The 25,554-nt window shown below is 35.9% G+C and carries 22 protein-coding genes; 8 read left to right on the forward strand and 14 right to left on the reverse strand.

All coding sequences use genetic code 11. The annotated features are described in order from the left end of the window. Nucleotides 1–42: 42 nt before the first annotated feature. The 6 genes from AR685_RS10535 to AR685_RS10560 all read right to left on the reverse strand — a co-directional run bounded on the left by AR685_RS10535 (nt 43) and on the right by AR685_RS10560 (nt 4,419). A complete protein-coding gene (locus tag AR685_RS10535) occupies nt 43–462 on the reverse strand; it encodes an acyl-CoA thioesterase (RefSeq protein WP_059124519.1) in 420 nt (139 codons plus the stop codon). Then, entirely contained in the window at nt 452–1,714 is a 1,263-nt protein-coding gene (locus tag AR685_RS10540; RefSeq protein ID WP_059124520.1) for an ABC transporter permease, read from the reverse strand. Before AR685_RS10540 ends, AR685_RS10535 begins: the two co-directional genes overlap by 11 nt. Further along, complete coding sequence (locus AR685_RS10545; protein ID WP_059124521.1) at nt 1,704–2,456, reverse strand: ABC transporter ATP-binding protein; 753 nt, start codon at nt 2,454–2,456, stop codon at nt 1,704–1,706. Before AR685_RS10545 ends, AR685_RS10540 begins: the two co-directional genes overlap by 11 nt. A gap of 1 nt (nt 2,457) precedes the next feature. After that, nucleotides 2,458–3,453, reverse strand: coding sequence for a BtrH N-terminal domain-containing protein (locus tag AR685_RS10550; protein ID WP_059124522.1), 996 nt, complete (start codon nt 3,451–3,453; stop codon nt 2,458–2,460). Between the two features lie 2 nt (nt 3,454–3,455). Further along, on the reverse strand, nt 3,456–3,860 hold the full coding sequence (locus AR685_RS10555; RefSeq protein ID WP_047443625.1) for a hypothetical protein: 405 nt from the start codon (nt 3,858–3,860) through the stop codon (nt 3,456–3,458). A 172-nt stretch (nt 3,861–4,032) separates the two neighbouring features. After that, on the reverse strand, nt 4,033–4,419 hold the full coding sequence (locus AR685_RS10560) for a VOC family protein (protein WP_059124523.1): 387 nt from the start codon (nt 4,417–4,419) through the stop codon (nt 4,033–4,035). 274 nt (nt 4,420–4,693) lie between these two features. Here AR685_RS10560 and AR685_RS10565 point away from each other — a divergent pair, with 274 nt between their 5' ends. The 3 genes from AR685_RS10565 (at nt 4,694) to AR685_RS10575 (ending at nt 9,190) form a co-directional block, all read left to right on the forward strand. Beyond that, nucleotides 4,694–7,606 (forward strand): M16 family metallopeptidase, encoded by a 2,913-nt coding sequence (locus AR685_RS10565; protein WP_059124524.1) that lies wholly within the window; start codon nt 4,694–4,696, stop codon nt 7,604–7,606. A 134-nt stretch (nt 7,607–7,740) separates the two neighbouring features. After that, nucleotides 7,741–8,457, forward strand: coding sequence for a hypothetical protein (locus tag AR685_RS10570; RefSeq protein ID WP_059124525.1), 717 nt, complete (start codon nt 7,741–7,743; stop codon nt 8,455–8,457). 226 nt (nt 8,458–8,683) lie between these two features. After that, nucleotides 8,684–9,190, forward strand: coding sequence for a hypothetical protein (locus AR685_RS10575; protein WP_047443630.1), 507 nt, complete (start codon nt 8,684–8,686; stop codon nt 9,188–9,190). A 75-nt stretch (nt 9,191–9,265) separates the two neighbouring features. On the opposite strand, the gene AR685_RS10580 is transcribed toward AR685_RS10575, so the two are convergent. The 7 genes from AR685_RS10580 to AR685_RS10610 all read right to left on the reverse strand — a co-directional run bounded on the left by AR685_RS10580 (nt 9,266) and on the right by AR685_RS10610 (nt 17,300). After that, nucleotides 9,266–9,985, reverse strand: coding sequence for a DUF3667 domain-containing protein (locus AR685_RS10580; protein WP_047443632.1), 720 nt, complete (start codon nt 9,983–9,985; stop codon nt 9,266–9,268). Between the two features lie 103 nt (nt 9,986–10,088). Continuing rightward, nucleotides 10,089–10,358, reverse strand: a complete 270-nt coding sequence (locus AR685_RS10585; RefSeq protein ID WP_047443633.1) for a hypothetical protein — start codon at nt 10,356–10,358, stop codon at nt 10,089–10,091. A gap of 165 nt (nt 10,359–10,523) precedes the next feature. Beyond that, nucleotides 10,524–10,964, reverse strand: coding sequence for an ABC transporter permease (locus AR685_RS10590; protein ID WP_047443636.1), 441 nt, complete (start codon nt 10,962–10,964; stop codon nt 10,524–10,526). Between the two features lie 152 nt (nt 10,965–11,116). Next, nucleotides 11,117–11,548 (reverse strand): hypothetical protein, encoded by a 432-nt coding sequence (locus AR685_RS10595; protein ID WP_047443637.1) that lies wholly within the window; start codon nt 11,546–11,548, stop codon nt 11,117–11,119. Further along, nucleotides 11,548–12,687, reverse strand: coding sequence for a beta-ketoacyl-ACP synthase III (locus AR685_RS10600; RefSeq protein ID WP_047443638.1), 1,140 nt, complete (start codon nt 12,685–12,687; stop codon nt 11,548–11,550). Before AR685_RS10600 ends, AR685_RS10595 begins: the two co-directional genes overlap by 1 nt. A 2-nt stretch (nt 12,688–12,689) precedes the next feature. Further along, the gene (locus AR685_RS10605) at nt 12,690–13,604 is read right to left on the reverse strand and encodes a hypothetical protein (protein ID WP_047443640.1); all 915 of its coding nucleotides are present in this window, start codon (nt 13,602–13,604) and stop codon (nt 12,690–12,692) included. Between the two features lie 42 nt (nt 13,605–13,646). Beyond that, nucleotides 13,647–17,300: an MMPL family transporter gene (locus AR685_RS10610; RefSeq protein ID WP_059124526.1), complete on the reverse strand. Its 3,654-nt coding sequence runs from the start codon at nt 17,298–17,300 to the stop codon at nt 13,647–13,649. 193 nt (nt 17,301–17,493) lie between these two features. On the opposite strand from AR685_RS10610, the gene AR685_RS10615 reads away from it, so the two are divergent. From AR685_RS10615 to topA, 4 genes are all read left to right on the forward strand, one after another. After that, the gene (locus AR685_RS10615) at nt 17,494–18,486 is read left to right on the forward strand and encodes a hypothetical protein (RefSeq protein WP_059124527.1); all 993 of its coding nucleotides are present in this window, start codon (nt 17,494–17,496) and stop codon (nt 18,484–18,486) included. Next, on the forward strand, nt 18,487–19,626 hold the full coding sequence (locus tag AR685_RS10620) for an EpsG family protein (RefSeq protein WP_059124528.1): 1,140 nt from the start codon (nt 18,487–18,489) through the stop codon (nt 19,624–19,626). 290 nt (nt 19,627–19,916) lie between these two features. After that, nucleotides 19,917–21,068, forward strand: coding sequence for a hypothetical protein (locus tag AR685_RS10625; protein ID WP_059124529.1), 1,152 nt, complete (start codon nt 19,917–19,919; stop codon nt 21,066–21,068). 49 nt (nt 21,069–21,117) lie between these two features. Continuing rightward, nucleotides 21,118–23,688 carry a type I DNA topoisomerase gene (gene topA, locus AR685_RS10630; RefSeq protein ID WP_059124530.1) on the forward strand — a complete coding sequence of 857 codons (2,571 nt, stop codon included), beginning with the start codon at nt 21,118–21,120 and terminating at the stop codon, nt 23,686–23,688. 101 nt (nt 23,689–23,789) lie between these two features. Here topA and AR685_RS10635 read toward each other — a convergent pair whose 3' ends face one another. Further along, the gene (locus AR685_RS10635) at nt 23,790–24,005 is read right to left on the reverse strand and encodes an ankyrin repeat domain-containing protein (RefSeq protein ID WP_059124531.1); all 216 of its coding nucleotides are present in this window, start codon (nt 24,003–24,005) and stop codon (nt 23,790–23,792) included. Between the two features lie 379 nt (nt 24,006–24,384). On the opposite strand from AR685_RS10635, the gene AR685_RS10640 reads away from it, so the two are divergent. Further along, complete coding sequence (locus tag AR685_RS10640) at nt 24,385–25,470, forward strand: twin-arginine translocation signal domain-containing protein (protein WP_059124532.1); 1,086 nt, start codon at nt 24,385–24,387, stop codon at nt 25,468–25,470. Nucleotides 25,471–25,554: the final 84 nt, after the last annotated feature.

The following is a 25,554-nucleotide window of genomic DNA, read 5'->3' on the forward strand; positions in this document are numbered from 1 at the left end:
TTACTAAAATTTTTGAATCTTTTTTGAAAAGCCAAGAGTCAACTATAATCCCATTTTATCTTTCCAAGCCTGAAAAAACTCGGGATTGTACAGACATAAATTATTTTCAGCATCCAGAAAAACCTGAATGGTCTCTCCACTGCAGACCAATTGATTTTGTTGATTGAAAATCTCGTATTTATAAATAAGTTTCGCCGAAACAGAATTCACGAAAGTCGTTACAATGTTGAAAGTTTCGCCATATTTCAGAGGGAGAAAATGTTCACACGTACTTTTTACAATCGGTGTTACAAATCCTGCTTTCTGAATGTCGAGATAGGTCAAACCGTGCTGTCTTCCGAAAGCTTCTCTTCCGTCCTCAAAATAAACGATGTAATGACCGTGCCACACGATTCCCAGCGGGTCTGTCTCATTGAAACGGACGCGTACTTCTTCGGTACAAGTTAAATTTTTAGACTGCATTTTGTTTTCTTTCGTACAATAATGAGATGATTACCATCGCAACATAAAATAATAATAAGAAAATCAGTTCTTTAGCAATTTCGCCAATGCCGCTGTTTCTTAAAATAATATCGTAGTACGCATTCAATCCCCAGTTCATCGGAGAAAGCTGCGCAATTTTCTGCATAAATTCAGGCATTAGAAAGACAGGAACCCAGATTCCGCCAATCGCTGCCAAAACCACTACTGAAGTCGCTCCAAACGGTGCAGATTGTTCCTGGGTATTGGACATCGTTCCTATTAAAACCCCAAATCCTATCGCTGCCAATCCTGCAAAAAGAGTGACAATAAGAAGGTGGAACATTTTTCCGGTGACATCAAACTTTGGTAAATCCATCAGTGGGAAAAGCCAGATTCCCACTGCAACCATCAGCAGAAACTGGATGACGCAGATTATGAGATACGTGAATGTTTTTCCTAAGATATGAATGTAATACGGCGTAGGACTCACACGAACTCTCACGCTAGTTCCCTGACTTTTTTCTTTGACTAAATTAATCGACAACGGCACCACAATAAAGAAAATCGCAAACAGCGCCCACGCCGGGACGTTATGTTGTACGGAATTCGGCATTACTTCTTCTTTTCCTTTGTTCGGGGTGATTTCTTTGAAGGTAATCAAACTTTTATTTTCAAGGTCTTCCGTCGTTCCGAGTTGGTCCTGGAAGGCTTTGTAAATTTTTTTATTTTCGATTTCAAAAACCATTTTGTTGATGGCATTCATTACAGAATTTTTGAAACCTGCGTTGGTGGCGGGGTCGAAATAGAGATGAATGTCTTTTGCTTTCGAAGCAGCAGCTTTTGTCGAAGTAGAATCGGTTTCCAAACCAAATGAACTTACAACGGTCTGAACTTTTGAATCGATATTTGAATTTAAATCTTTCGTTAAATTTTCAGGAATGACGATGGCCATCTGATAATCTCCCGTGAACACAGCTTTCTCGGCCGATTTTTCCTTGTAGTTGGTGACGAGTTCAAACGTTTTGCTGGTTTCCAGTTCTTTTTTGATGACTTTGGAAACTTCAGATTTATCATTATCAATAAAAATAATCGGAATTTTTGAACCTTCCAGATTTTTGAATGTCGAATCCTGAATTAAGGTTATGGTAATAATCAACAGCAACGGCATCAGGAAAATGATGACAATTCCGCCCGAATCTCTCTTCAGTAACTGAATTTCCTTGATGAAACTTCTCCACAATTTATACAACATCTCTCAATTCTTTTCCGGTTAATGAAATGAAAACATCCTCCAGGTTTTCAGCATTGGCAACTCTTTCCACTAATTCTTCCGGAGTTCCAGTCGCGTGGATTTTTCCGTGATCAATAATGGCGATTTTTGTACAGAATTCCTCAGCCTCAGAAAGGTGATGCGAGGTGTAAATAATGCACGTCCCTTTTTTATTTAAATCTAAAAGATAATCGATAATCGCTTTTTTCGACTGAACATCAACGCCAACAGTAGGCTCGTCCAGAAATAAAACTTTTGGGTTGTGAAGTGTTCCTGCAATCAGATTACAGCGGCGTTTCATTCCACCTGAAAACTGATCTACTTTTTTATTGGCAAATTTTGTCAAACCCATCAATTCTAAAGCTTCATCGACGGCTTTGTGAAGATAATCGTTCTTCAAACCATACAGACTTCCGAAGAACAAAAGATTCTCTTTCGCCGTCAAAGTCGGGTAGAGCGCATATTCCTGAGGAACGACACCGATGATTTGTTTGATTTTTGAATTGTCTTTTTTAGGAGACATTCCGTTTATAGTAAAACTTCCTGAGGTTGGTTTAATCAAACCAGAAAGCATAGAAATCAACGTCGTTTTCCCTGCTCCGTTGGGACCGAGAATTCCGTAGATCTCGTTTTTATCGATGTTCAAAGAAATATCATTAACCGAAAAGTCTTCCGAATTTTTGTATTTCTTGTAGAGGTTTTTTATTTCGATGATATTCTCCAAACTATATTGCTTTTCTCAATTTTTTATAAAACGCCTCCTCCAAATCAGCAATATGCAGCATCGATTTTGAAAGCTGATTGTAAATGTCGCTTTTCGAATTTCTGTTTTTGTAAACTCTTGCAATATCCACTGCAAAATCTCTCCAAAGATCGCCAATGGCAGTAATTTCTTTAGATAGCTCTTTCAATTCATCATTTTTAAGGATCACTGCAGCTTCCTGTAAAAAAGCTCCGTAAATAAACCTGAATCCGCCACCGCCGGTTCCTATTTCCTCCTGCATTCTGATCAGCTGTCCGAGATAATGATTGGTTACTTTTGTGCCTTTTTTCTCAGCCCATTTCGGGATGCTTTTCGCTACCCAACGCATTGCTTTTATCCCAATAATTGGAACAGGAGCGAGCATGTTTTTGCAGGTATCTTTGATTCCTTTTTTGATAGCTTCTTCCAGATTGACATTCTCTGGAATGTGTGTCGGGAAGTACATATGACCTTTCGGAGCGAGTGCACCTTTGGCATAACGCACTTTTTCCAGTTCGGCTTCAGTCAGCGTTGTTGCAAAATCCATCACAGGGTCGCTGATAAGGAATTTTCCGTCTTCTTTTCCGTAAACCACCAAGTTGTGGGCATTGAAGTGAAATTTATATTCTTCAGGAAAATAAGTAAGGTTGAAAACACCTACCTGTAGACCTGTGGGAATATTTTGTTCTAAATTTTTCTCTAAAGCAGCCTGAGCTTCTTTTGGGTTGGAAAATTTAACTCTTTTGATTTTGATTCCCAGTCTTTTTGCCGCTTTGCTGAAAATAGCTCCAGGCATTGGACGGTAACTGAAACCCGGGGCAAAATTTACTTTCAAAAAAGGTAAATACACAAAAAATAATCCGGAACCGATTCCGAAAATCATTGGTTCGCTGAGTTTTAATCCTTTGTTGAGTAATAGATTGGAGGCAACACCGTTTTCGCAGTGGGCTGTCTGGTGGTGTTCAAAGTTGATCTTCATTATTATTTACCGTCGAAGTTTTTTAATTCATCTACCGAAATTCCGAAGGTGTCGGCGTATTTTTTCAAAGTAGAATCGCTGAGTTTTTTAAATGTTTTCGGTTTTGCGTGTCGCTTGACCGTCCATTGCCACTTTCCAACGTACGCTGCAAGAACCTGTAAATCCATCTTATTGAGTTCCATAAAATAGATGATCGGGCTCACGATATGGTTGGCTACATTTTGTTTTGCTTCTTCAATTCTCTCATTGATGAGTGCCATCGATTCATCAAGGGCTGCTTTTTTAGCTTCCCAACCGATGCTTTGCGCGGTAGTGTAATTGTTATTTTCATCAGTCACATATAACATTTCGGTCATATTTGCTGACTGCAAATTACTTTCGTCTTGTGGAATGTCTTGTTTTTTCACCCGAAAATATTGATATTTTAATCTACAGACGATACTTTATGCATCTGTTTCTCACTTATTTTTCAATGTGCTAAAATAATAAAAATGCAGGACATAGGATAATGGAATATATCGACCTCATCTGTCGGAATTTAGAGCAAATTCTCTGTAAATCATTTGAATTACGTATTTATTACATCATAAATACATTAAACTTGTGTCCATCCGGATCTGAAAAAACAAAACCATAATATCCATCTCCAAATTCTTGAGGCTCGGAATCAATTTTTCCACCGGCATCTGTTATAGATTTTGCCCATTGATCTACTTCTTCTTTTGTTTCTGCTGACAGAGTGAAAATAATTTCATTGGGATTTTGTCTATTTGAAAAAGCAACTTTTGTATTCTTCTCCAGAATATCTTTAAGGAAAAAATGAATGACAAAGCTGTTGTCACTGAAGAAAAAACTAGTCAGTTCATTTGAACGCCCATTCGATTTGAATCCTAACTTAGTGTAAAAGTCAGTAGTACGGTCAAGATCTTCGATAGCAAAGTTTGCCCAAATCATTTTAGTTTTCATAAGATATTTTTAATGGATTAATTAGTTAGCGTGTGCAAATTCTGTTCCCAGAGCGGTTGTATTTTGGTTAAATATATTCCAGACAAAGATTTTGAAATTCACTGAAGAATATTGATTGCTACAGAGGACCAAAATGTTTTTATAAAAATTAAAAGTGATTCAAGGTGAGCTCCGTAGAGACTGCATTCTATACTGTGTAATATAAATAGAAGAAAGACTGTAACAAATGCCTTCAAAATCCTACTGATTTAACATTAAATTAATAAATTTCACTATGAAGAAAGTTTTTATTTCTCTTTCATTCTTTTTAATGATCAATGCAATGGCGCAGAAATTTGATACGCAGACGGTGACCGATGGTCAGGGCTACACGTATGAAACTGTAAAAAATGATCAGGCGGGAGTGAGAGTCTACACCTTAAAAAACGGATTGAAAGTGTATCTCGCAAAAAACGACGATGCTCCGAGAATTCAGACGTATGTGCCGGTAAGAACGGGTTCAAACAACGATCCAAGTGATAATACAGGATTGGCTCATTATCTTGAGCACATGGTTTTCAAAGGGACTTCTCATTTGGGGACTCAGGACTGGGCAAAAGAAAAAGTTTTGTTGCAGCAGATTTCTGACCTTTATGAACAGCATAAAGCAGAAAAGGATCCTGAAAAGAAAAAATTACTTTACAAAAAAATCGATGAGGTTTCTCAGGAAGCTTCAAAATATGCAATTGCTAATGAATATGATAAAGCAATTTCATCTTTGGGAGCAACAGGAACCAACGCTCACACCTGGTTAGATGAAACAGTTTATAAAAACAATATTCCTGCTAATGAATTGGAAAAATGGCTGAAAGTTGAAAAAGAAAGATTCTCAGAATTGGTTCTAAGGCTTTTCCATACAGAACTTGAGGCGGTTTATGAAGAGTATAACAGGGCTCAGGATAACGACGGTCGTTTGGTAAATTATGCTTTAATGGAAGCACTCTTCCCTAAACACCCAAATGGTCAGCAGACCACAATAGGAACGTCAGAGCATTTGAAAAGCCCTTCAATGGTAGCAATTCACAAGTATTTTGACACCTATTATGTGCCTAATAATATGGCAGTTGTTTTGGTTGGTGATTTGGATTTTGATAAAACTATAAAATTAGTTGACCAGTATTTCGGATCGTTCAAATACAAAGAACTTCCCATGAAAAAAATGGTATCTGAAGAACCAATGACCCAGGTGGTAAGCAGAACTGTAAAAAGTCCGTCTGCACCGAGAATGACGATGGCTTGGAGATCAGATTCTTATGGAACAAAAGATGCGAGATTGGCAAGTATGGTTGGTGAAATTCTAAGCAATAATGGGGAAGCGGGTTTAATTGATTTAAATATCAGCCAAAAACAAAAGGTACTCAGCGCAGGAGCTTATGAATCTCCATATAAAACCTACGGAGCATTTACGATGTATGTAGTTCCAAAAGAAGGTCAAAGCTTTGATGATGCTAAAAAATTGTTGCTTGGGCAGATTGATTTAGTTAAAAAAGGTCAGTTTCCAGATTGGATGCTGAAAGCGATTGTCAACGATATGAAAGTTCAGCGTATGAAAGGTTGGGAAACCGCAGACGGTTTGGCTACAACACTTTACAGTGCTTACATCAACGAAAGGACCTGGCAGCAGGAATTAGATGAAATCAACGATTATGAAAAAATTACCAAAGCAGATATTGTAAAGTTTGCGAATGAGTTTTTCAAAGATAATTATGTTGTGGTTTATAAAGAAAAAGGAGTGAATGATAAACTGGTTCGTGTACAGAATCCTGCCATCACACCTATTAAACTTAACAGAGAAGCGCAGTCACCTTTCCTTAAAGATATTTTGGGAACTAAAGCAGGAGACATCAAACCTCAGTTTATTGATTACAAAACAGCAATTGCTACTTCTGAAATCAAAGACAAAAAGGTGAGCTTTGTTCAAAACAAATACAACAAAGTCGCTCAGGTCAGTTATATTTTCCCTTTCGGGACAGACAACGACAAAGAATTAAGCCTTGGAGTAAGTGTTTTACAATATTTAGGAACTGACAAATACACTCCTGAACAGCTGAAAGAAGAATTCTACAAACTGGGAATTTCAAACAGCTTCAGAACTTCTAATGACCAAACTGTTATCACTTTGAGCGGACTGGAAAGCAATATGAAGAAAGGAGTAGAATTGATGAACCACTGGATGACCAACGTGAAAGCCGACAAAGCGATCTATGATCAAACCGTAAAAACAATTCTAGAATCGAGAGAAGTTGCTAAAAAAGATAAGACCAGAATTATGTCAGCGCTTTCCAATTATGCTAAATATGGGAAAGACTCCAGGATGACCGATATTATTTCTAAGCAGCGTCTGGAAAGCATCAACGTAAACGAACTGATGTCTAAAATCAAGACCTTAAATCAATATCCTTATGAGATTTTCATCTATGGAGAAGATCAGAAAGGATTGGAAAAAGCGGTAAAACCATTCATTGCCAACACAAAACTACAGCCTGCGAAAGCTAAAGTGTATGCTGAGCCTGCAACAGAAGGAAAAGTATATTTCACTGCTTACGACATGGTACAGATGGAAATGGCTAAAGTTGCCAAAGCTCAGAATGTAGACTTAAACAATTTTGGGAAAGTAAACGTATTCAATGAGTACTTCGGTCGCGGATTGTCGTCTATCGTTTTCCAGGAGATCAGAGAAAGTAAGTCACTGGCTTATTCTGCCTACGTTTCTTACGCAACGGCTTCTGAAAAGGATCACCCGAACTATGTGACCAACTACATCGGAACTCAGGCCAATAAATTACCTCTTGCCGTAAGCGCAATGAATGATCTGATGGCAGATTTCCCGCAGATTCCGGCACAGTTTGAAAATTCTAAAGGTTCGGCCTTGAAGCAGATCGCATCAAACAGAATCAACAGAACCAATATTTTCTACAACCAGTTGGCATTGAAAAAACTTGGCGTAGATTACGATATCAGAAAAGATGTGTACGCAGAGATTCAGAATTTAAGTCTGCCTCAGCTGACCAGCTTTTACAATGCTGATATTAAACCGTTGAAGTATAACACGGCCATCATCGGGAAAAAAGAAAACCTGAATATGGAATCGATCAACAAAATGGGTGAATTCAAAGAAGTAACCCTTGAAGAAATCTTCGGATATTAATTTTCATTAATATAAATTGTTTGAAGTGAAGCAGAAATGCTTCACTTTTTTTGTGGAATGAAGTTAGAAGTAATTCCGGAATTTGAAAGTGTGTATATTTGAGAGGTATCTACAACTTGTATAAAATTACATCTATGAAAATATTTATTTTATTCTTTACAACATTTCTACTTCTATCTTGTGGAAAAAATTCAGGAAGTATAGAAAGTGTAGTATCACATGAACGCGACTCATCTGCGCTTGACAATCTGAATATACAAACGAATTCGTTTACTGAAATTGACAGCACTGGAGTTTTGATTTTTCCTTTGCAAATGGGGCAAAATAAAAGGAATGATGAAAGCTATAATTATAAAGAAATGCCAGACAATCAATATTGGAACATACTATTTCTCAATTCTATTACAAACGAGTATCACCTTTTGACAGAAGAGAAAGTAATGATTTTAGAATATGATTTAGAATACAATTCAGAACAGGAAATAAAAAAAAATAAAAAGACCAATCACATCTTTTATAAAATAAGAAGCAAAGATTACAATCAAGATAAAGTAATAACAGAAGATGATCCTGTCTATTTATACGTGTCGGATAATTTCGGGGAAAACTTTCGCCAACTTTCTCCTTCAAATTATAGTCTGAATTATTGGGATTACATTGAGAATTCGAACAAAGTTATAATGACATTAACTAAAGATAGCAATCGGAATAAATTGTTTGATGAAAAGGATGAGGTTTTGACCTTCGAGATCGTTTTAGATGATGCGGAAAAACCTAAAGAAGTATTTAAAACCGAGCTTAAACAAAAACTTAAAAAGCTGTATGATCGAGACTGGAAAAAAATAAAATAATTTCAAATATGATTACTGCTGCTGAAAATCCTACATACTGCAGTGAGTATGGTTTTTATTCTAATATAAAAAGCTGCGCAGTTTTAAGCAGCTTTGCTTATTTTAATCCACAGGAAAGGTTTATAATAAAATATTTTTTTAATTTTATTCTGTGAAAAGATTAGTGAAAAATCTTTAAAACAATCTGTTAATAACACCAAAGCATATCAACTTAAAAAATATTACCATGAAAAAATCTGCATTTTTAGCACTTTTTTTTGTGCTTTTTTCTTCAACTATCTTTTACGGTCAGAAAATTACCGATGGCGCCACAGTAGATGTCAACGGTTTGGCAGTGACTTTTAATATTCTGAATAAAGAATCAGTGAATGTTGGAGGCAAAAGCTTTGACCGGTATAAGGTTTCGGCAACGGTAACCAACAACAGTGGGAAAAGCATCAATATGAGACTGGCGACAGCTCCTCAGATTGTAACCAATATCGGTTTGGTAGAGATCAACTGCATCAATGCAACTGGAGCAAAGCTGACTTCAAAAAAAATCGATCTGAAACCAAAACCACACAACCTCAATGTTACCTATTGGGCATACAACAAAGATGGGAAATACGAGAGTTCAGTACTTCCGGTGGTGGCAGGTTATTATCTTGATCCAGGTGACAGTTCGACGGATAATGCAATTTTCATTGTTCCACAGGGTGAAGAGCCAAATGTTTCAGTGAGAAAACTGCAGTAGATGACACAACTTAACTGAAATAAAAAAGTGATGCACTCCTAATGCATCACTTCTTATATATTGGGGTTTAATCAACTAACCGCCATATCCTAAGGCAAAAATAGTTATGCCTATCAAAATAGTTGCAATGATTAAGTATATTAAGTAGCTTCCAATACTTCTCAGGAATACTTCCTTCGCAGTCATTTTGTTAAAGAACTGTTTATTCGTCCAAAAAATCAAAATGAAATCGATAAGGAAAAGAATGTTTGTAATAATATTAAAACCTGACTCGTCTTTTACAAAGTACAAAACAGGTAAAAACAAGATATGAACGCCCAGTCTCTGTGAAGTTTTAAATGCCTCAAAAATGATGATTTCATAAAAATTATATCCTGTTTTTTTAAACATCAGATAAGTCGTGAATGTATAAACAGGAATGGTCGCAACCACAAACCAGTAATAATGTTCAAAAATCTTTTCCAATACAGCACCTGAAGATTCGTCTATTGCGGAACGGTGATTTAAATCTAGTAAATGATAAATTAAGGCATAAATGGTCGCCACAATGATCACCATAGAGATAGGCCTGAAATGATTCACGCGCTTTCCCTCGATGTAATCACTAATTACATAACCGGGTTTTTCAAAAAGTTTTTTTAGAGAGTAGCCAATTCCTTTATCATAATGCAGAAGGCCATGTTGGATATCTTCCCACAGAAATTCATAATTGATTCTCTTGGTTTTGGCCGATTGTCCGCATTGGTTGCAATAGTTTCCGTCAAATAGATTTCCGCAGTTTTTACATGTGATCATACAATGAATTTTGCATTACAAATATCCGGATTTTTTCGATGAAATATTGAGTCTAAGAGAAGAATAGTAGAACTTCTGATAGCTTAAACAAAGTGAATTACTCTTATTTCCTTTTTTTGTACTTCAACTGTATCAGCATATAGACTTCATCTTTCTCAATATCTTTACACCAGGTACGTTCAACAACCAACGCATTATCATACAGGTAAAGGTCTTCCATATTGTTGACGTATTCTAATCTTTCGGAAGTTTTATACTTAAAAAATGAAATCAGATTGACCTCATCACCTACCGCCGGAGCAACAGGAAATTCCACAGAGTTTTCAAACTCAAATTCTATATCGTAGGAATAAAATCTTACTTTAACGTTCATAACTTTAATTTTGCCAAATATATCGAAATAAAGCGGTTTTGCGTCAACAATGTATTGGTGAAAGTGAGTTCATCACAGATTAAGTAAAAAGAATTTGTAGTGAAATTAATAAGTTTTTACAAAAAAAGCCGACTTGACGCCGGCTTATCTATTTATAATAAATTACTATTTCAATTCCTGAATAAAGAGATTGATTTCTGCTTTGATCAGCAGTTCGTCATTTCTGAAACTTTCACATGAGATATTGCAGATGTTTTCGTACTGAGAAATGAGTGACGCTTTAGAAATAATTCTTTCACCTACTTTTGGTAAAGCAAAAAGCTCAATCTTTTTGATGTTGGTGATAAAGCCAATAAGTTTTGTATCATCATGTGGACCTTTGAAAAAACTTTGTCCGAGAATCGATGAGCAGGTTTGTGCTAAATTTTCTACCAATCCGGCTTCAACGAATTCATTGTTGTGAACGAAGATATTGTCTGCGCTAATTTCAAAGGAAGTTTCTACTTTTTCCTGAGTCAACTCAAGAATATAGTCAACCATCAACATCGGTTCGCGATGCGGTAAAAAATGGTGAATATTGATGATGTTGTCTTCTTTTAGCTCCATTTAAAATTGTTTCATTAAAACTTTTAATTGCATTTATTTCGTCACTTAGATTAGATTTAAAAAAAAAATCGTATCGAGAAGTTGAGTTGCTGAGGTTCTCAATACAAATTCTTTTAGAATTTTACTCGAACTGATGAATAATTGTTTCAATCTTATTTTACAACCGTTTTCATCTGCGATTTTGCAATAACGGCGTCATTTATCTTCGTGATAATTTCTACCAAAGTTACTCCCAGCATTTCATTCAGAATGGTAGCTTCAGTAACTAATTGGTCTCCCACTTTTGGTAAAGCATCAGCTTCAAAAGATTTGATGGCTCCGATATAACCTGTAGGAGATTCTTTTCCTAAAAGAAAATATTTGTACCCCGTATGTAAAGCCACAGTCTGAGCCTGATGCTCGATCAATCCTGAAGCCTGAAAAATTCCTTCATGTACAAAAAGATTATCTTCTTTGATGGTAAATCCTGAGATTACATGGTTCTCAGAGTATTCTGAAACCTCACCTACCATGACGAAAGGTTTTTTCTGGGGAATCAAATTTTCCACAAAGCTTTTATCTGAATTGGGTAATGTAGCTTCCATTAGCAAACCGTTAGCAATGCACAAGAATAAGCGAACCTTCCACTTTCCGGAACACAAAGAAGGATTCTTTCTCCTTTTTTAAGATTCCCTGAATTCATTAGTTGTTCCACGGCGATAAAGATTGATCCGGCACCTACATTTCCAACTTCTGAAAGATTGTAGAACCATTTTTCCCATGGGAAGTCTAAACCTACATTAGCAAATTCCTCTTTCAATCCTTCTTTGAAATAGCCTGAAGAAATGTGTGCCAAAACGTGATCGATAGAATCAGGATCAAGCTGATGCTTATCGAAAGATGTTCTTAAACTTTCAGCACCTTTTACCAGGATATATTTATCTAAAATTTTAGTGTCTTGTTTTAAGGCAAAAATAGACTGGTTGAGCCATTCTTCAGCAGGGTATTCTGCCCAAGATTTCAAGCTTCCATCTTCCTGCTTTTCACAACCGGAATACATACATGCTTCAATTTCGTGAGCATAAGAGTAAAAATCAATCCAGTCAATTCTTAAAGAAATTTCATTTTCTCTAGGTTTTGGTTCCAACAGAAATGCAGCGGCACCGTCAGAAAGCATCCATCTCAAAAACTCTCTTTTGAAAGCTATAATTGGTCTTTCTTCCAACAGTTTCAGATTTTCTGCTTCGTGGTTGAATTTGTCAGCGGTCATCCATGCAGACATTCTTTCAGAACCTACACAGACTGCGTTGTCTTTTACTCCGGCTTTGATGTTCAGAAAACCATAGTTCAGTGCATTCATCCCCGAATTACAAAGACCTGTTGCAGTGTTGATTTCTACAGACTTTCCGATGTTGAGTTCACCATGTACCATTGAAGAGTGTGACGGCTGAATTTGATCAGCAGAAGAAGTTCCGCAGGATAGAAGCTGCATATCTTCTTTTTTGAACTGCTCATCAAAAAGACCTTCAACAGCTTTTGCTGTGATTTGAGCATTGGTATGCGTAGGTTTCCCCTCTTTATCTAAGGCGTAATATCTGGTTTTGATTTTGTTGTTCCTTAGAATTAAAGCTCTCGCTTTAGAAGGTGTATTATTTACGAAGCCAAGATAGCTTTCCATTTCGTCATTCGAAACCGGCTCATTCGGCAAGTATGTTGAAGCTTTTGTTATAAATACGTCTTGCATTTCTATTTTAAATTAATTCCTTGTAAATATTCTTTTTGTTTCTGTCTTTTAGACCACAAAAGGGGTGCTAATAATATATGAAAAACCAAAACAATAGGTGAAATAATCCATATTGCTGCCATCAAATATACTTTAAAGAATTTGATCAGCAATGGGCGTTTTTCTTTTTTCTTGATAATGAGATTGCTCCATACAGTAAAGATTTTGTTGCCTACTTTCTCTACACGAACCAAGAATGGTCTGATTTCTACGGCTCCGTTTTTCACCAGATCTGGCTGAAGATTTGCAAAGTCACTGTTGTCAAAATGATTTTCAATAATCTTTCCATATTTTCCTGCTCCGTTGATTTCTTCATTCGAGACTCCAGCGGCAGGAAGCATTCCTGACTTTTCTTTCTGCCCCGTAGTCAGCCAACGAAGAATCGTCAAAACACTGGTGTAATTATCGTGTCTGTCTACCAAAGCAATGTTTCCAACCAATTTGGCATTTAGATTTTTTAAATAAACCTTCAGTTTTTCCTGAGACAGCATCCACATATTTCGAGTACCGGAAACGGTAACGACAGGAGTATCTTTTAATAAACCTTCCGCATAACTGCTTTTCAGGAAAGAGATGATGGGAATAGAAGGAGTCAGATACCAAACCTGATATCCGAAAAGGATAAGATCGTATTTTTTATTCAGTACATTTTCCGGTGGCGGAAGAATCTCGCTTGGAATCTGTAAATAAGATTCGGGGAAAGTATTGAAAAAAACATCACTCGGCCACGGAAAAGGGAAATCTTCTTTCAGCTGAATGTTGTAGTAAGTGACTAGATATTCGTCTTTTTTATCCTCAAACGGCTGGGCAATATTTTTCATAATATCCTCCAGCTGACCCGTCTGTGTATAATAGAGAACAAGTACGTTTTTCTGCATTAATATTCTTTATGGATTACAAAAATATGCTTTTAAAATTTATTATTCGTGTCGGAATACTCTTATTGATTCGGAAGTACACACTAAGTTAAATGAAGGGTTTTCAAAAACTGTATTTTCTGTGTTCATAAAAATAACAGTTTTCGGAAGCTGAGCAATTTCGTTAACATTAAATTGAGCATCTGAGATCAGGAGAACATCAATGTCTTTGGTGATTTCAGAAGTGTTTTTGATGTAATTTATTTTTCTGTTTTTTACGATATAATTGTTTTCAGCAATCTGTCTTTTTTCTTCGTTTTTGATGAGACTGAAAACTCTTCTTCCTGCTTGGTGAAGGGTCAGCAAAATGTCTTTTTGTCCGAAATCATCTGCAATATGCAAAATGTTGGCATCGGTAGCGATATGTTTGTTCAGTTCAAAATAAACAGATTTATTTTCATTAAAATCCTGTTTAACTTCTTTCACAACTTCCGTTTCTTTATAGAGGAAACTTAGAAATAATTTCTTTTTAAAATAATTCTCGTCTTCAATTTCGTTTCGCAGCTTCGCAAATTCATTTCTGAAATAAGAATTGATGTTTTTTGCTCTCTCTTTATAAGTTGTTCCAAAAGACAAATTGTCTTTGCTGATTCTGTCACCCACTTTTACGATAATGTCACCGTCGTAAATAATGAAATCACCTTTTGGTAAAACTTCAGAATTTCCATGAATGTATAACGGTAAAATATCTAAACCGAATTCTTCGGCAAGATAAAAAGCGCCTTTATGAAAACGTTTCACATCATTAGTATAAGACCTTTCTGCTTCTGGGAATACGACTAATGAATATCCCTGTTTAATTTTTTCCTTTAATTTTTCCTTTCCATTTTCAATACCTTGAGAAACAGGATAAAAACCTAAAGCTTTTACCAACTTTCCAAAAACCGGAGAGTCATACACCCAATCATTGACCAAATACACAATTTTATGGGTTGCCATAGCAATCGCCAAAGTATCAAGGAAAGAAGTGTGATTCGCAATGATAATCGCAGGCTTGCTGAAATCTTCGTAGGGATTAGTGATGACTTTCTTTTTTACAAAAGGATTTCCATACAGGACAGATGTTAAAAACTTGGCTAAAATTAACTTAATAAATTCTAACGTTTTTCCTTTGGATTTTCTCACAAAAATGCTTCCGATTACTGAGAATATCAGTCCTCCCAAACCATAATAAATAAAAAGAATCACCGAATGTAAGAACAGTCTGAACGTAATTGGGGAAAGTCCTTTTTTTGTTCTGTTGATAATTAAAAATCTAAACCAAAACGGATATAAAGTTGAGGTAATGATAATCACCGAAAGCATACCGATAAGCGCAACCAAAGCTAAAGAATGCAACGCCGGGTGTTTTGCGAAAATCAAAGAGCCAATCGATAAAATCGTCGTGAAAACCGCCAAAATAATCGAAATTCTGTACGTCGGAAGTTCGTTTTTCCCTGTCGTATGTTCTTTCTGCATTGCTTTCGTCAAGAAAATACTGAAATCATCACCAACCCCGAAAACCAATGTGCAGACTACGGTGCTGAAAATGTTGAGTTCTAACCCGAGAAAATAGAGAATTCCAGCAGTGACAACTCCAGTTAAAACAATAGGAAACATGGTGAGCATCGTCAATTCAAAATTCCTGAAGAAAACAATAATGGTGAGAAGAATGGCCAATAATGAATAATTAATCAACGTGTTGAAATCTCTTTTCAGCAAGCCCAAAAAGTTCTCATTCATCTGCTGGCGATCGATGGCGATGGCATCGTGCTTCTTTTCGATGTCTTTGATAAATGCATCTCTTTTCTTTTCGTCTACTTTCACCACATTCGAAACTGTATAGAATCCATTTTCCTGACTGAGGAATTCCGAGATCTGGAGCGCCTTTATTTTTTGGTAATCTTGTAAGCTTAAAGTGGAGTAGGTTTTATTTAAATTTTCATTGAACTGGTCAAAAGCAGAACCGTTGAAACCGAATTTATTACCATTAGAAACCAATTCAGAAACTGTAGATTTCTTTTTATTTTCGTTCCAGAAATTTTTCCATATTGCTACTTTTTTCAGCTGGTCTTCTTTAGACAAAACAACATTTCCAAGTGAATTGTAGCTTAAGATTTTGCCATCCTTCTTTTCTTTTTCCAAAAACTGACTCAACTCTGAATTTCTTGCCAATGCTTCTTCCTCAGAGTTTCCATAAGAAATCGTGTAAATGGATTTTGACGTGATGTCAGATAATTTTTCAAGCTTGGCTTCGCTTATTTTTAAATCTTTCGGAATGTAATTTAAATCGCCAATATCTTCATTGAAACCAACGTGACGGAAACCAAACAAACACGCAATAATCACAAGCGAACAGCCAATAATCAAAGGCTTATTCTTTTCATAAGGATAATGCCCAATTTTATCGATGAAATTGGTATTTAATGTGTCAGATTTTTCTTTTGGATGATAAAGCTGCGGAACAATAATCAATGCCGAAATTGATGAAAATAATACCGTAATTGATGCGAAAAGCCCTAGATCTTTCAGCGCTTCGGAACGCACAAAAACCAGACACAAGAATGAAACCGCCGTTGTCGCACTGCTTAGAATAATCGGCTGGGTAATTTCTTTGTAAAGCTCTTCTATATTGTTGTTATGCTTGTAGTGAGTAAGAATGTGAAGTGCATAATCAATCGTAATTCCAATTAAAATCGCACCTACGCTCAGTGAAATGGCTGAGATTTTATCTTTAATAAAATATAAAACCATTAGAGCTAACAAAACTGAAAACAGCGTTGGAAGAAAAATGATGAGTGGTGTGAAAAAACTTCTAAAATAATAAATCAATAAAATCATCAGCACAGTCATCGAAATAATAACCGTATTCTGAATGTCTTTCTTAATTTGCTGTGCGTTAGCAACTGCAATTACCGGAGAACCAAAATAGCTCAACTCCGTTTTTCCTTTAAATTCTTTGTTGAGGTTGTCTTTGATTTCGTTCAGCTGATTGACGAAAACTTCATTGTTTTTGGTATCGTTGCTTTTGTTTTTTGGTTCGATGAAAAGCAGAAGGTTTTTTCCGTCTTTAGTTACTACGTAATTGTCTTCGAGTTTGAAATCTTTGCTAATGTTAAGCGCATTCAGTTTTTTGATTCCTAAAAAAGTGATTCCTAGAGGGTCTTTTTTTATAAAATCTTTCGTTACCAAACTTGTAGGCGAAACCAATGAAATGTAATTGTTCTCAACTTGGTTGGCGATGCTGTCTTTGTTGAGTTTTTGCTCGATTTCCCGATAATCGTTTTCGTCTAAAAACAGAGGCAGATTCTGGTTGACAAAATCAAAAGTTTCTGAGATCTCATTATCGTCCACCTTTCCCTGAACGGAACCGATGTATTTTTGCAAAGGTTTTGTTTTTTCTAAAAATTGGTCAGCCGTTTCGGATAACTGGAAGTTGTCGTCTTTCGATTTTTTCTCGATGATGACAATGATTTTGTCTGAAAAGTTGAGTTGTTTCAAAACTTTTGCAGTCAAATCAGACTTTTCATTTTTCGGAATGATCTGATTGATGTCTTCCTCAAAATTGATTTTAGAAGCGAAGAACAGGCACATTCCAGCAATTCCTAAAGCGGCTGCGATAGAAAGAATTCTGTTTTTGGCAATCAGATAATATAAATAGATGAAAAAACGATGCATGAGTTTCTCAAATCAAGTTTGCAAATTTAATTTTTTATAGAGTAGTTTTAAAACATTTATGATAAGTTTTCGCCGAAAATCAATAAAATATTCCACGTAAAATGAAAAAATCTTTTATTTTTGCAAACGTTCCCTTTACGCTGACACATATTTTTTAGACACAGAATTATTCTTAATCGGGAAACTGCATGGTATGTTGAGAACATTTGATGAAAAATTAAACGGATTTCTGTTTGTAGTAATTCTTCCATTTCTGCTTTTCTTCATGTCTTATTATGGATTTGAATCTTCGTATGTAAAGCTTAAGTCGATGGAGAGTCCTCCTGATTTTATGTTTACATCGGTATATGCTTACCGAGTGATTCCTAATTTTTTGATGGTAGAAGTGACAGGATTCCTGGATTTTATCATCAATTCTTATCTTTCACCACTAAAAGTGGTCCTTCTTAAAAACGGAACTGTTTTCTATCACAGTGTCTTTCTCATTAATAGCGTGTTTTTGGTTTTTTCGTCGATCGTTTTAGATTCAATTTTAAAACTGAGCCCGATTGAAGTTTTAGGAAATTCCAATATTAAAAAAATAGTGCATCTCTTAGCCGTATTTTTCATTGTCATTGTGCAGTATGTTCCCACCAATTGTGATTTAATGGCAATTTTTTTTTATCTGTTGGGAGTTTTGTTCTCATTGCAGTATTTTCATCGCAAAAAAAGATCTGATTTTATTTTTTTGTGTATTACGGTATTGGTGTCGACACTGATAAGAGAAACGGCATGTCTCAACATTGCTTTTTTTGCGGCAATTTTTATAGAGAATAAAGCCGGAGTTTTTAAGTATATAAAAGAAATCGGAATACTGGTTCTGTCTTTTGTACTGCCTTACCTAGGATTAAAAATAATGATTCCACAAGATGTCTCATTTTTTGAGGGAGTTTATCTTGCTGAAAATTTTACCAGCCCTTTTAATCTTGCGGGATTTCTTTTTGCCAGCATAGGGTTCTACTTTATTTATAGCCTATGTAGTGTTGAGGGAAAATCAATTTTAAAAAAATATCTTTTCTTTTCCATACCCTATCTTGGAATGATTACTTTAGTGGGACTTTTCTGGGAGGTGAGGCTTTTTTTACCACTTCTACTTTCAGGATTGATTGTGGCTTTTCACCAGTTTGAAAATATTCATACAACCTAAATGAATCTACTACACCCATATTATATCATTGCGCTGATTTTCATCCTCGTTTTCAGTTTTCAGGAAGTGTACGGAAGAAAAGTAGAGAAAAAGTGGCTGTGGTTTTTAGCTGGATATTTGATTGTACTTGCAGGCTTGCGTAATCAGGTAGGCCCAGATTACGGAAGTTATATAGGTATTTATAATTATTCTGACACAAAAGAATATATCAATATTATATTGAAAGCTTTATATCTCGACGGAACTCAACCTATAGAGCTCGAATGGTTGTTTGTTTTAATCAATAAGATTTTGCTTAACGTATTCAACGCGCCTTTCTATATGCTCACGCTGGTAATTGCTACGATAACAATCATTCTCAAAATAGAGTATATTGATGATAATACATTTTATCCTTTTACCTTTATCCTGTTTATGTTTATTCCCGGTTTCTTTATTGGGGAGAGTGGACAGATCAGGCAGTGTTTAGGTTCTTTTATTATTTATTACGGTATTCGGTTTATTAAACAAGATAGATTATTAATGTATTTGCTTTGCATCTATTTGGGTGCTGGTATACATAATGTCTGTTATGTTTTTCTCCCAATGTATTGGTTAGTACGTATTCCGATGAATAAATTTTGGATGCTGATTTGTATCATCGCTTCTATTTTTGCATCTCCCTTTGAAGTTTACAGGGTTTTTGGAGACTTTATTAGTAGTGTAGCAAGTGATAATATGCTTGTAGAAGGTTTTAACGGTTATATAGACGAGACAACTCAGAGGATTAATGGAGGAATCGGGATCCCTGAGGGGCTAATGGCAATTCTCACATTTTTCTTGTTCTTTTTCGATACTCCAATGAAAGAAAAATTTCCGTATTATGAGTATCATCGGAACTATGCAGTCATCGGAATTTGTTTGTATTTTATTTTCAGAAATAATCCAGTTTTTTCTTCAAGACTAGCAGGAGCTTTTATTGGGTTCTCATATATCATCATTCCGAATGCAATGGCTGTTGTTTCTTTAACTACCAAAAAATTGATTCATACATTTATCATTGCTTTGTTTGTCTTCAATTTTATTGTATTTGCAAGTTTCAAAAATATAGTGAGGGGTAACTTTACCATCGATCGCTATCATAATTACTTATTGCCGTAAAGTATCTTAGATTTTATTAGTAATTTTTAGTATTTGTAAAGTGAAAGATATTTCTTCGCAGTGCAGGACGTTTGCAGGGTGAGAATGAAAAGTTCGGAAACCGCAGGTAAGACTGTGGAGAATAAATTTTCAAAAGAAAATTTCTTTAAATCTTATATTAATGAGAAACAAAATTGTGCTTAGCTATTTGTAAATCCCTATTTTTGACTTTAAGAAAGCAAAGAATTCATAATGTTTTAGGAACTGTTGTGTTTCTCTTTTTTTATTGAATAACATCCGCGAAACTGATAATGATACGGGGAAAAATTTTATCTTATTTAAATACTAAGATTTTTATCTATGTTTTGATTGTCGCAACAGCTCTATTTGCGATTGCTTTCACCTATCTTCACAATGCAAAATCGGATGGATATATTTTAGGAGACTGGCTTATCAATTATCAGGATGGTGGTTTCAAGCGTAGAGGTCTGTCTGGGAGTTTCTTTTTTTTGCTGCAGGATATTTCTGGGATAAAGCTCAATTTGTTAGTCTACTTTTTTCAGGTAATGATTATTTCAGGCTTTTTCTACTTTTACTTTAAATTGATTCAGTACAAAGAAGCTACATTTCTTTATTTGTCGCTTTTATTATCTTCCATCGGTTTTATAGGTCTTTTTAACTGTGTAGATTATGTGGGAAAAAAGGAATTCATTGTGTTCTTTTTGTTTGCGTTTTTCGTATGTCATTTAAATAAAAATTCACTGTCAAAATCAAAAGAATATTTGATTTGCTTCGGCCTTGTCATAGCTATGTTTTTTCATGAAATTACTTTGTTTTTCATTACATATTTCTTGATCGCGTTGTATTTAAAAACAGATACAATTGAGTTTAAAAGATATTTTAAATATATCATGGCAGTTTTTATTCCTGCCGTTTTCATTGGTCTTTTAGGTAAAAATATCAATGAAGGACAGTCTTTACAGATTCTTCAGGAGCGTGGGGTGATTCTCACAAGAGGTATTTTCTTTTGGAATATTAATGAAAGACAGTATATCATCGAACATTTTAAAGAGTACCGACTGTACTTGATCAGTTTTTTAATATCTGTTGCACATGTTGCATTTTATTTAAAATATCAAAGACACCGAAAGGCAATATCTATTTTATTGGTTACTGCTTTTGTCTTCTCGTTACCGCTTTTTTATCTGGCTATCGACTGGGGAAGATGGATGTACATTCACATGATGTTTATTATTGTACTCTTTGCCATGCAATTGAAGGATAGCACTCATTCTACAAGTTTTAAAGTTCTCAAATTAAATCCCAAATTTTATATCACTTTATTCATTATTATTTTATCGCTGACGTATCGTGTAGAAATGTCTGGAAGAGGTTTTACTTTTGAAGGTTTTTTCTATAGAATCTTCGTTGAACCTATAGAATTATTGCATAAAATGGTCTGACGGAAAAATGATATAATAAAAAAGCTTTACTTTTGCAAAAATTTAGAGGATGTCGAAAAATTTAGTAATCGTCGAGTCTCCGGCAAAAGCAAAAACTATTCAGAAATATTTAGGGAAGGATTTCGAAGTCAAATCGAGCTTCGGACACATCCGTGACCTTCCGAAAAAAGGAATGGGAATTGACCTTGCCACCTTCAGTCCGGATTACGAAGTTTCCGCCGATAAAAAGAAACTGGTTACAGAATTAAAGTCTGCTGTAAAGAAAGCCGAAATGGTTTGGCTCGCTTCCGATGAGGACCGCGAGGGTGAAGCTATCGCCTGGCATTTGGCAGATGAATTAAAACTGAAACCCGAAAACAGAAAAAGAATCGTCTTTCACGAGATTACCAAAAATGCTATTCTTAAAGCTATTGAAAACCCAAGAGATATTGATCAAAACTTAGTCAATGCTCAACAGGCAAGAAGAGTTTTAGACAGAATCGTAGGTTTTGAAATGTCTCCGGTACTTTGGAAAAAAGTAAAACCGGGATTGTCTGCAGGAAGAGTGCAGTCGGTTGCAGTACGTTTGGTGGTTGAAAGAGAAAAAGAAATTCGTCAGTTTACTCCAAAAGCAAGTTTCAAACTTGATGGAGTTTTCTTAAATAAAGCAGATCAGGAAATCGCTGCCAAACTTAAAAAAGATTTCGAAAAAGAAGAAGACGCAGAGAAATTCTTAGAATTGGCAAGAACCACAGAGTTCAAAGTTCTGAATGTTGAAACCAAACCGGGCACGCGTTCAGCGTCTGCACCCTTTACAACGTCTACACTTCAGCAGGAAGCTTCTTCAAGATTAGGCTACAACGTAACAAACACAATGCGTTTAGCTCAGAGATTATACGAAGAAGGATTTATTACCTATATGAGAACAGACTCGGTCAACCTTTCTCAGGAAGCGATTGATGGAGCTAAAAATCAAATTGTATCAGAATATGGAGCAGAATATTCTGCTCCAAGAAAATATACCACCAAATCATCTTCAGCGCAGGAAGCTCACGAAGCCATCCGTCCGACAGATTTTTCTGTAAAATCGATTGGTGATGTTCAGCTAAGTAAATTATACCAATTAATTTACAGAAGAACATTGGCTTCTCAGATGGCAAATGCTAAAATTGAGAAAACGGTGATTGAAATCGGAAATGCAAAACTTCCCCAGCGTTTTGAAGCACAGGGTGAAGTGATCATCTTTGACGGTTTCTTAAAAGCTTACGGAATTGTAAAAACTGAAGACGAAGACGAGGAAAGCAACGAAAAACTTTTGCCGAAAGTTACTGTAGGTGAAATTTTAGACTATAAAAAAATTACCGCTACAGAAAAATTCACAAGACCATCGGCTAGATTTACCGAAGCGATGTTGGTTAAAAAATTGGAAGAACTGGGAATCGGCCGTCCGTCAACATATGCGCCGACAATCCAGACCATTCAGAACCGTGAGTATGTAGACAAAAGAGAATTGGAACCACAAATTCGTGAAGTGGTAAAAATCTCTTTGGCAAAAGATAAAATTAAAAAAGAAGTTCTTGAAGAAAAATTCGGGGGCGACAAAAATAAATTCATTCCTACCGATATTGGTGAAGTGGTGAATGATTTCTTAACCAATAATTTCGCTGAAATATTAGACTATGGTTTCACAGCAAGAGTAGAAGAAAGCTTTGACGAAATTGCCAACGGTGACCAGAAATGGAAGGAAATGATGACCGATTTCTACTCAAAATTCCATCCGAGAATTGAAGATGTAGAAGAAAATGCAGATCGTGCCAACGGTGAGCGTCTTTTAGGTATAGATCCTAAGTCAGGAAAGAATATTTATGCAAGAATCGGAAGATTCGGACCCATGATTCAGATTGGTGAGCAGGATGATGAAGAAAAGCCAATTTTCGCATCGTTGATGGCCGGACAAAACATTGCAACCATCGCTTTAGAGGACGCTTTAGAATTATTCAAATTACCATTTGAACTAAATAATTTTGAAGATCAAACCGTGACCATTGGTGTCGGAAGATTCGGGCCTTATGTGAAATGGGGAGAAACCTATATCAGTATTCCAAAAGGTGAAGATCCGCTTTCGGTGGATCAGAAACGTGCAGAGGAAATCATTGCTGAAAAGAAACTAGCTGACGCTCCAATCGCCAACTTCAAAGGTGAGCCAATTACTAAAGGAACCGGGAGATTTGGGCCTTTCATTAAATATCAGAGTATCTTTATCAATGTTCCTAAACGATATGATTTTGACAATCTTTCTCAAAGCGATATCAACGAACTGGTAGAAGCTAAATTAGAAAAAGAAGCCAACAGATACATCCAACAGTGGGAAAAAGAGAAAATCTCTCTTGAAAATGGAAGATGGGGACCATTCATCAAATTTGGAAAAGCCATGTTCAAAATTCCAAAGAAGAAAGATGACACCAAATATGAATCTGACGAACTGAAAGAAGTCTCTCTCGATGAGGTTAAAAAATGGATTACCGCACAGGATCCTAAAGCTTTTGCAGAAAAGAAAAAACCAGCTGCTAAAAAACCAGCTGCTAAAAAAGCGACAACAGCGAAGAAAGCTCCGGCGAAGAAGCCAGCTGCTAAGAAATAGTAGTGTTAAATTTAAATATAAAGCCCTTTTAGATGATTTCAAAAGGGGCTTAGCTTTTTTAATACTTGTGGTTTTTATTGCTAAAGACTTAAAGTCATTATTCAATCTAACGAATCCAGTTTTTCCTCAGCTCCCACACTTAAAAGGTAGTCAACTATTTCATTATTTTCTCCTTCTTTAGCGGCATCCAATGGAGACATTCCATTGTCACCAATTGCGTTAACATTGACACCTTCTTCCACTAATCGTTTAACTTGATCGATGTGACCGTAATAGCACATTTCAAGTAATTCCCATATTTTCTCTTCTTTTTCCAATTTATATTGAGTTTAAATTTTTGCTGCTCAATTCTCAATATCTGAGCTTTTGAGTACTTCCTTATTGTGGCAAACTTAAGCATCTTTCTCGTTTTTATTTAAAGTATTAGTATCCAGTTCTAATATCTCTTCAAAACTATCACAAATAGTTCCTTGTACCTTTTTGTTTTTGAGAAGATTTATATTTAGAATATGGGCTTCTGTCTCTTCTAATTGGTAATAGTTGTTTTTAAAATTTTATTAAAAGGTAATTCTCAACAGAAAAGTCTGTTTTTTTGATGTAATCTTTACTTCATTTGGTATTGAGTCTTCATTACACCCGAAACCGCAGGACACTATTTGCATCGCTTTCCTCTACATTAGCTGAAAATCAACTACAATGAGCCAGTCAAAATACACCCGCAGAGATTTTTTACAAACTTCAGCCTTGGGAATTGCAGCAGTATTCTTCGGTTCGTCATTTACTAGCGCATTTGATTTTTCAGACAAACCTTATTTTAATTTAAAACCTATCGGAAGGTCATTAGAATTAGACGGTTATTATATTTGGTGCTCTTCCCCGATTTGGGGTGAAGACGGAAAAGTACATCTTTTTTATTCCCGATGGAAAAAAGAAAAAGGGATGGGCGGCTGGCTGAACGGTTCTGAGATCTGCCGTGCGGAAGCTAACTCGCCTTTTGACGAATTTCAACATCAACAAGTTATTCTCGCCTCGAGAGGAGGTGAGTTTTGGGATGCAACCACTTGCCACAATCCTTTAATTAAAAAAGTGGATGATCAATATTATCTGTTTTTCATGGGCAATTCAAACGGAAAGACGAATACGAAAAGAATTGGTTTGGCAACTTCGAAAAGTCTCGGTGGAGAATGGGCTAGACCTGATCAGCCCTTACTTCTTCCCGGGAAAGAAGGAGCGTGGGACGATCATTGTACCACAAACCCTGCTTTCGAAAAAGGAAATGACGGTAAATACTGGTTGTTTTATAAATCTTGGAATACTGAAGAATACGTTAAGCAAAAAGGGACTGTCCGTGGAAACAGAAAATATGGCTTAGCGAAAGCCTTGAAGCCGGAAGGTCCATACATGAAAGTTTCTGAAAATCCGGTAATCGATTTTTCCTCTTCGCCAAATAATGCTCAGTTGGAAGACGCTTTCATCTGGAAGCAAAATGGAAAATTTCACATGGTCGCCCGTGATATGGGATTTTATAACCACGAATATGGTTTGCATTTAACGACCAAAGACGGCATCAAATGGTCAAAGCCCAAAATTGCTTATCTCAATATGCAGCATTACATTCAGGAAGCAACTCCGCCGAAGCATTTGAAGAGATTCGGAAGGTTGGAAAGGCCAATGATTTTGATGAGTAAAGATGGAAAGAGACCTCAGTTTTTATTTGGAGCAACGCAGGGTGGAAAGTTTGAGACTTCTACAACGTATGTATTTGAGATCCTGAAAGACTAAAATGCCGGCAAAACTTTGTGAAAGTTGATGCCTAAGAATGTTTTTCGATCTAAAATATAATTTCTAAGCTCTGCTTACTCATTT

Source organism: Chryseobacterium sp. JAH, assembly GCF_001507335.1.
Classification (GTDB): domain Bacteria; phylum Bacteroidota; class Bacteroidia; order Flavobacteriales; family Weeksellaceae; genus Chryseobacterium.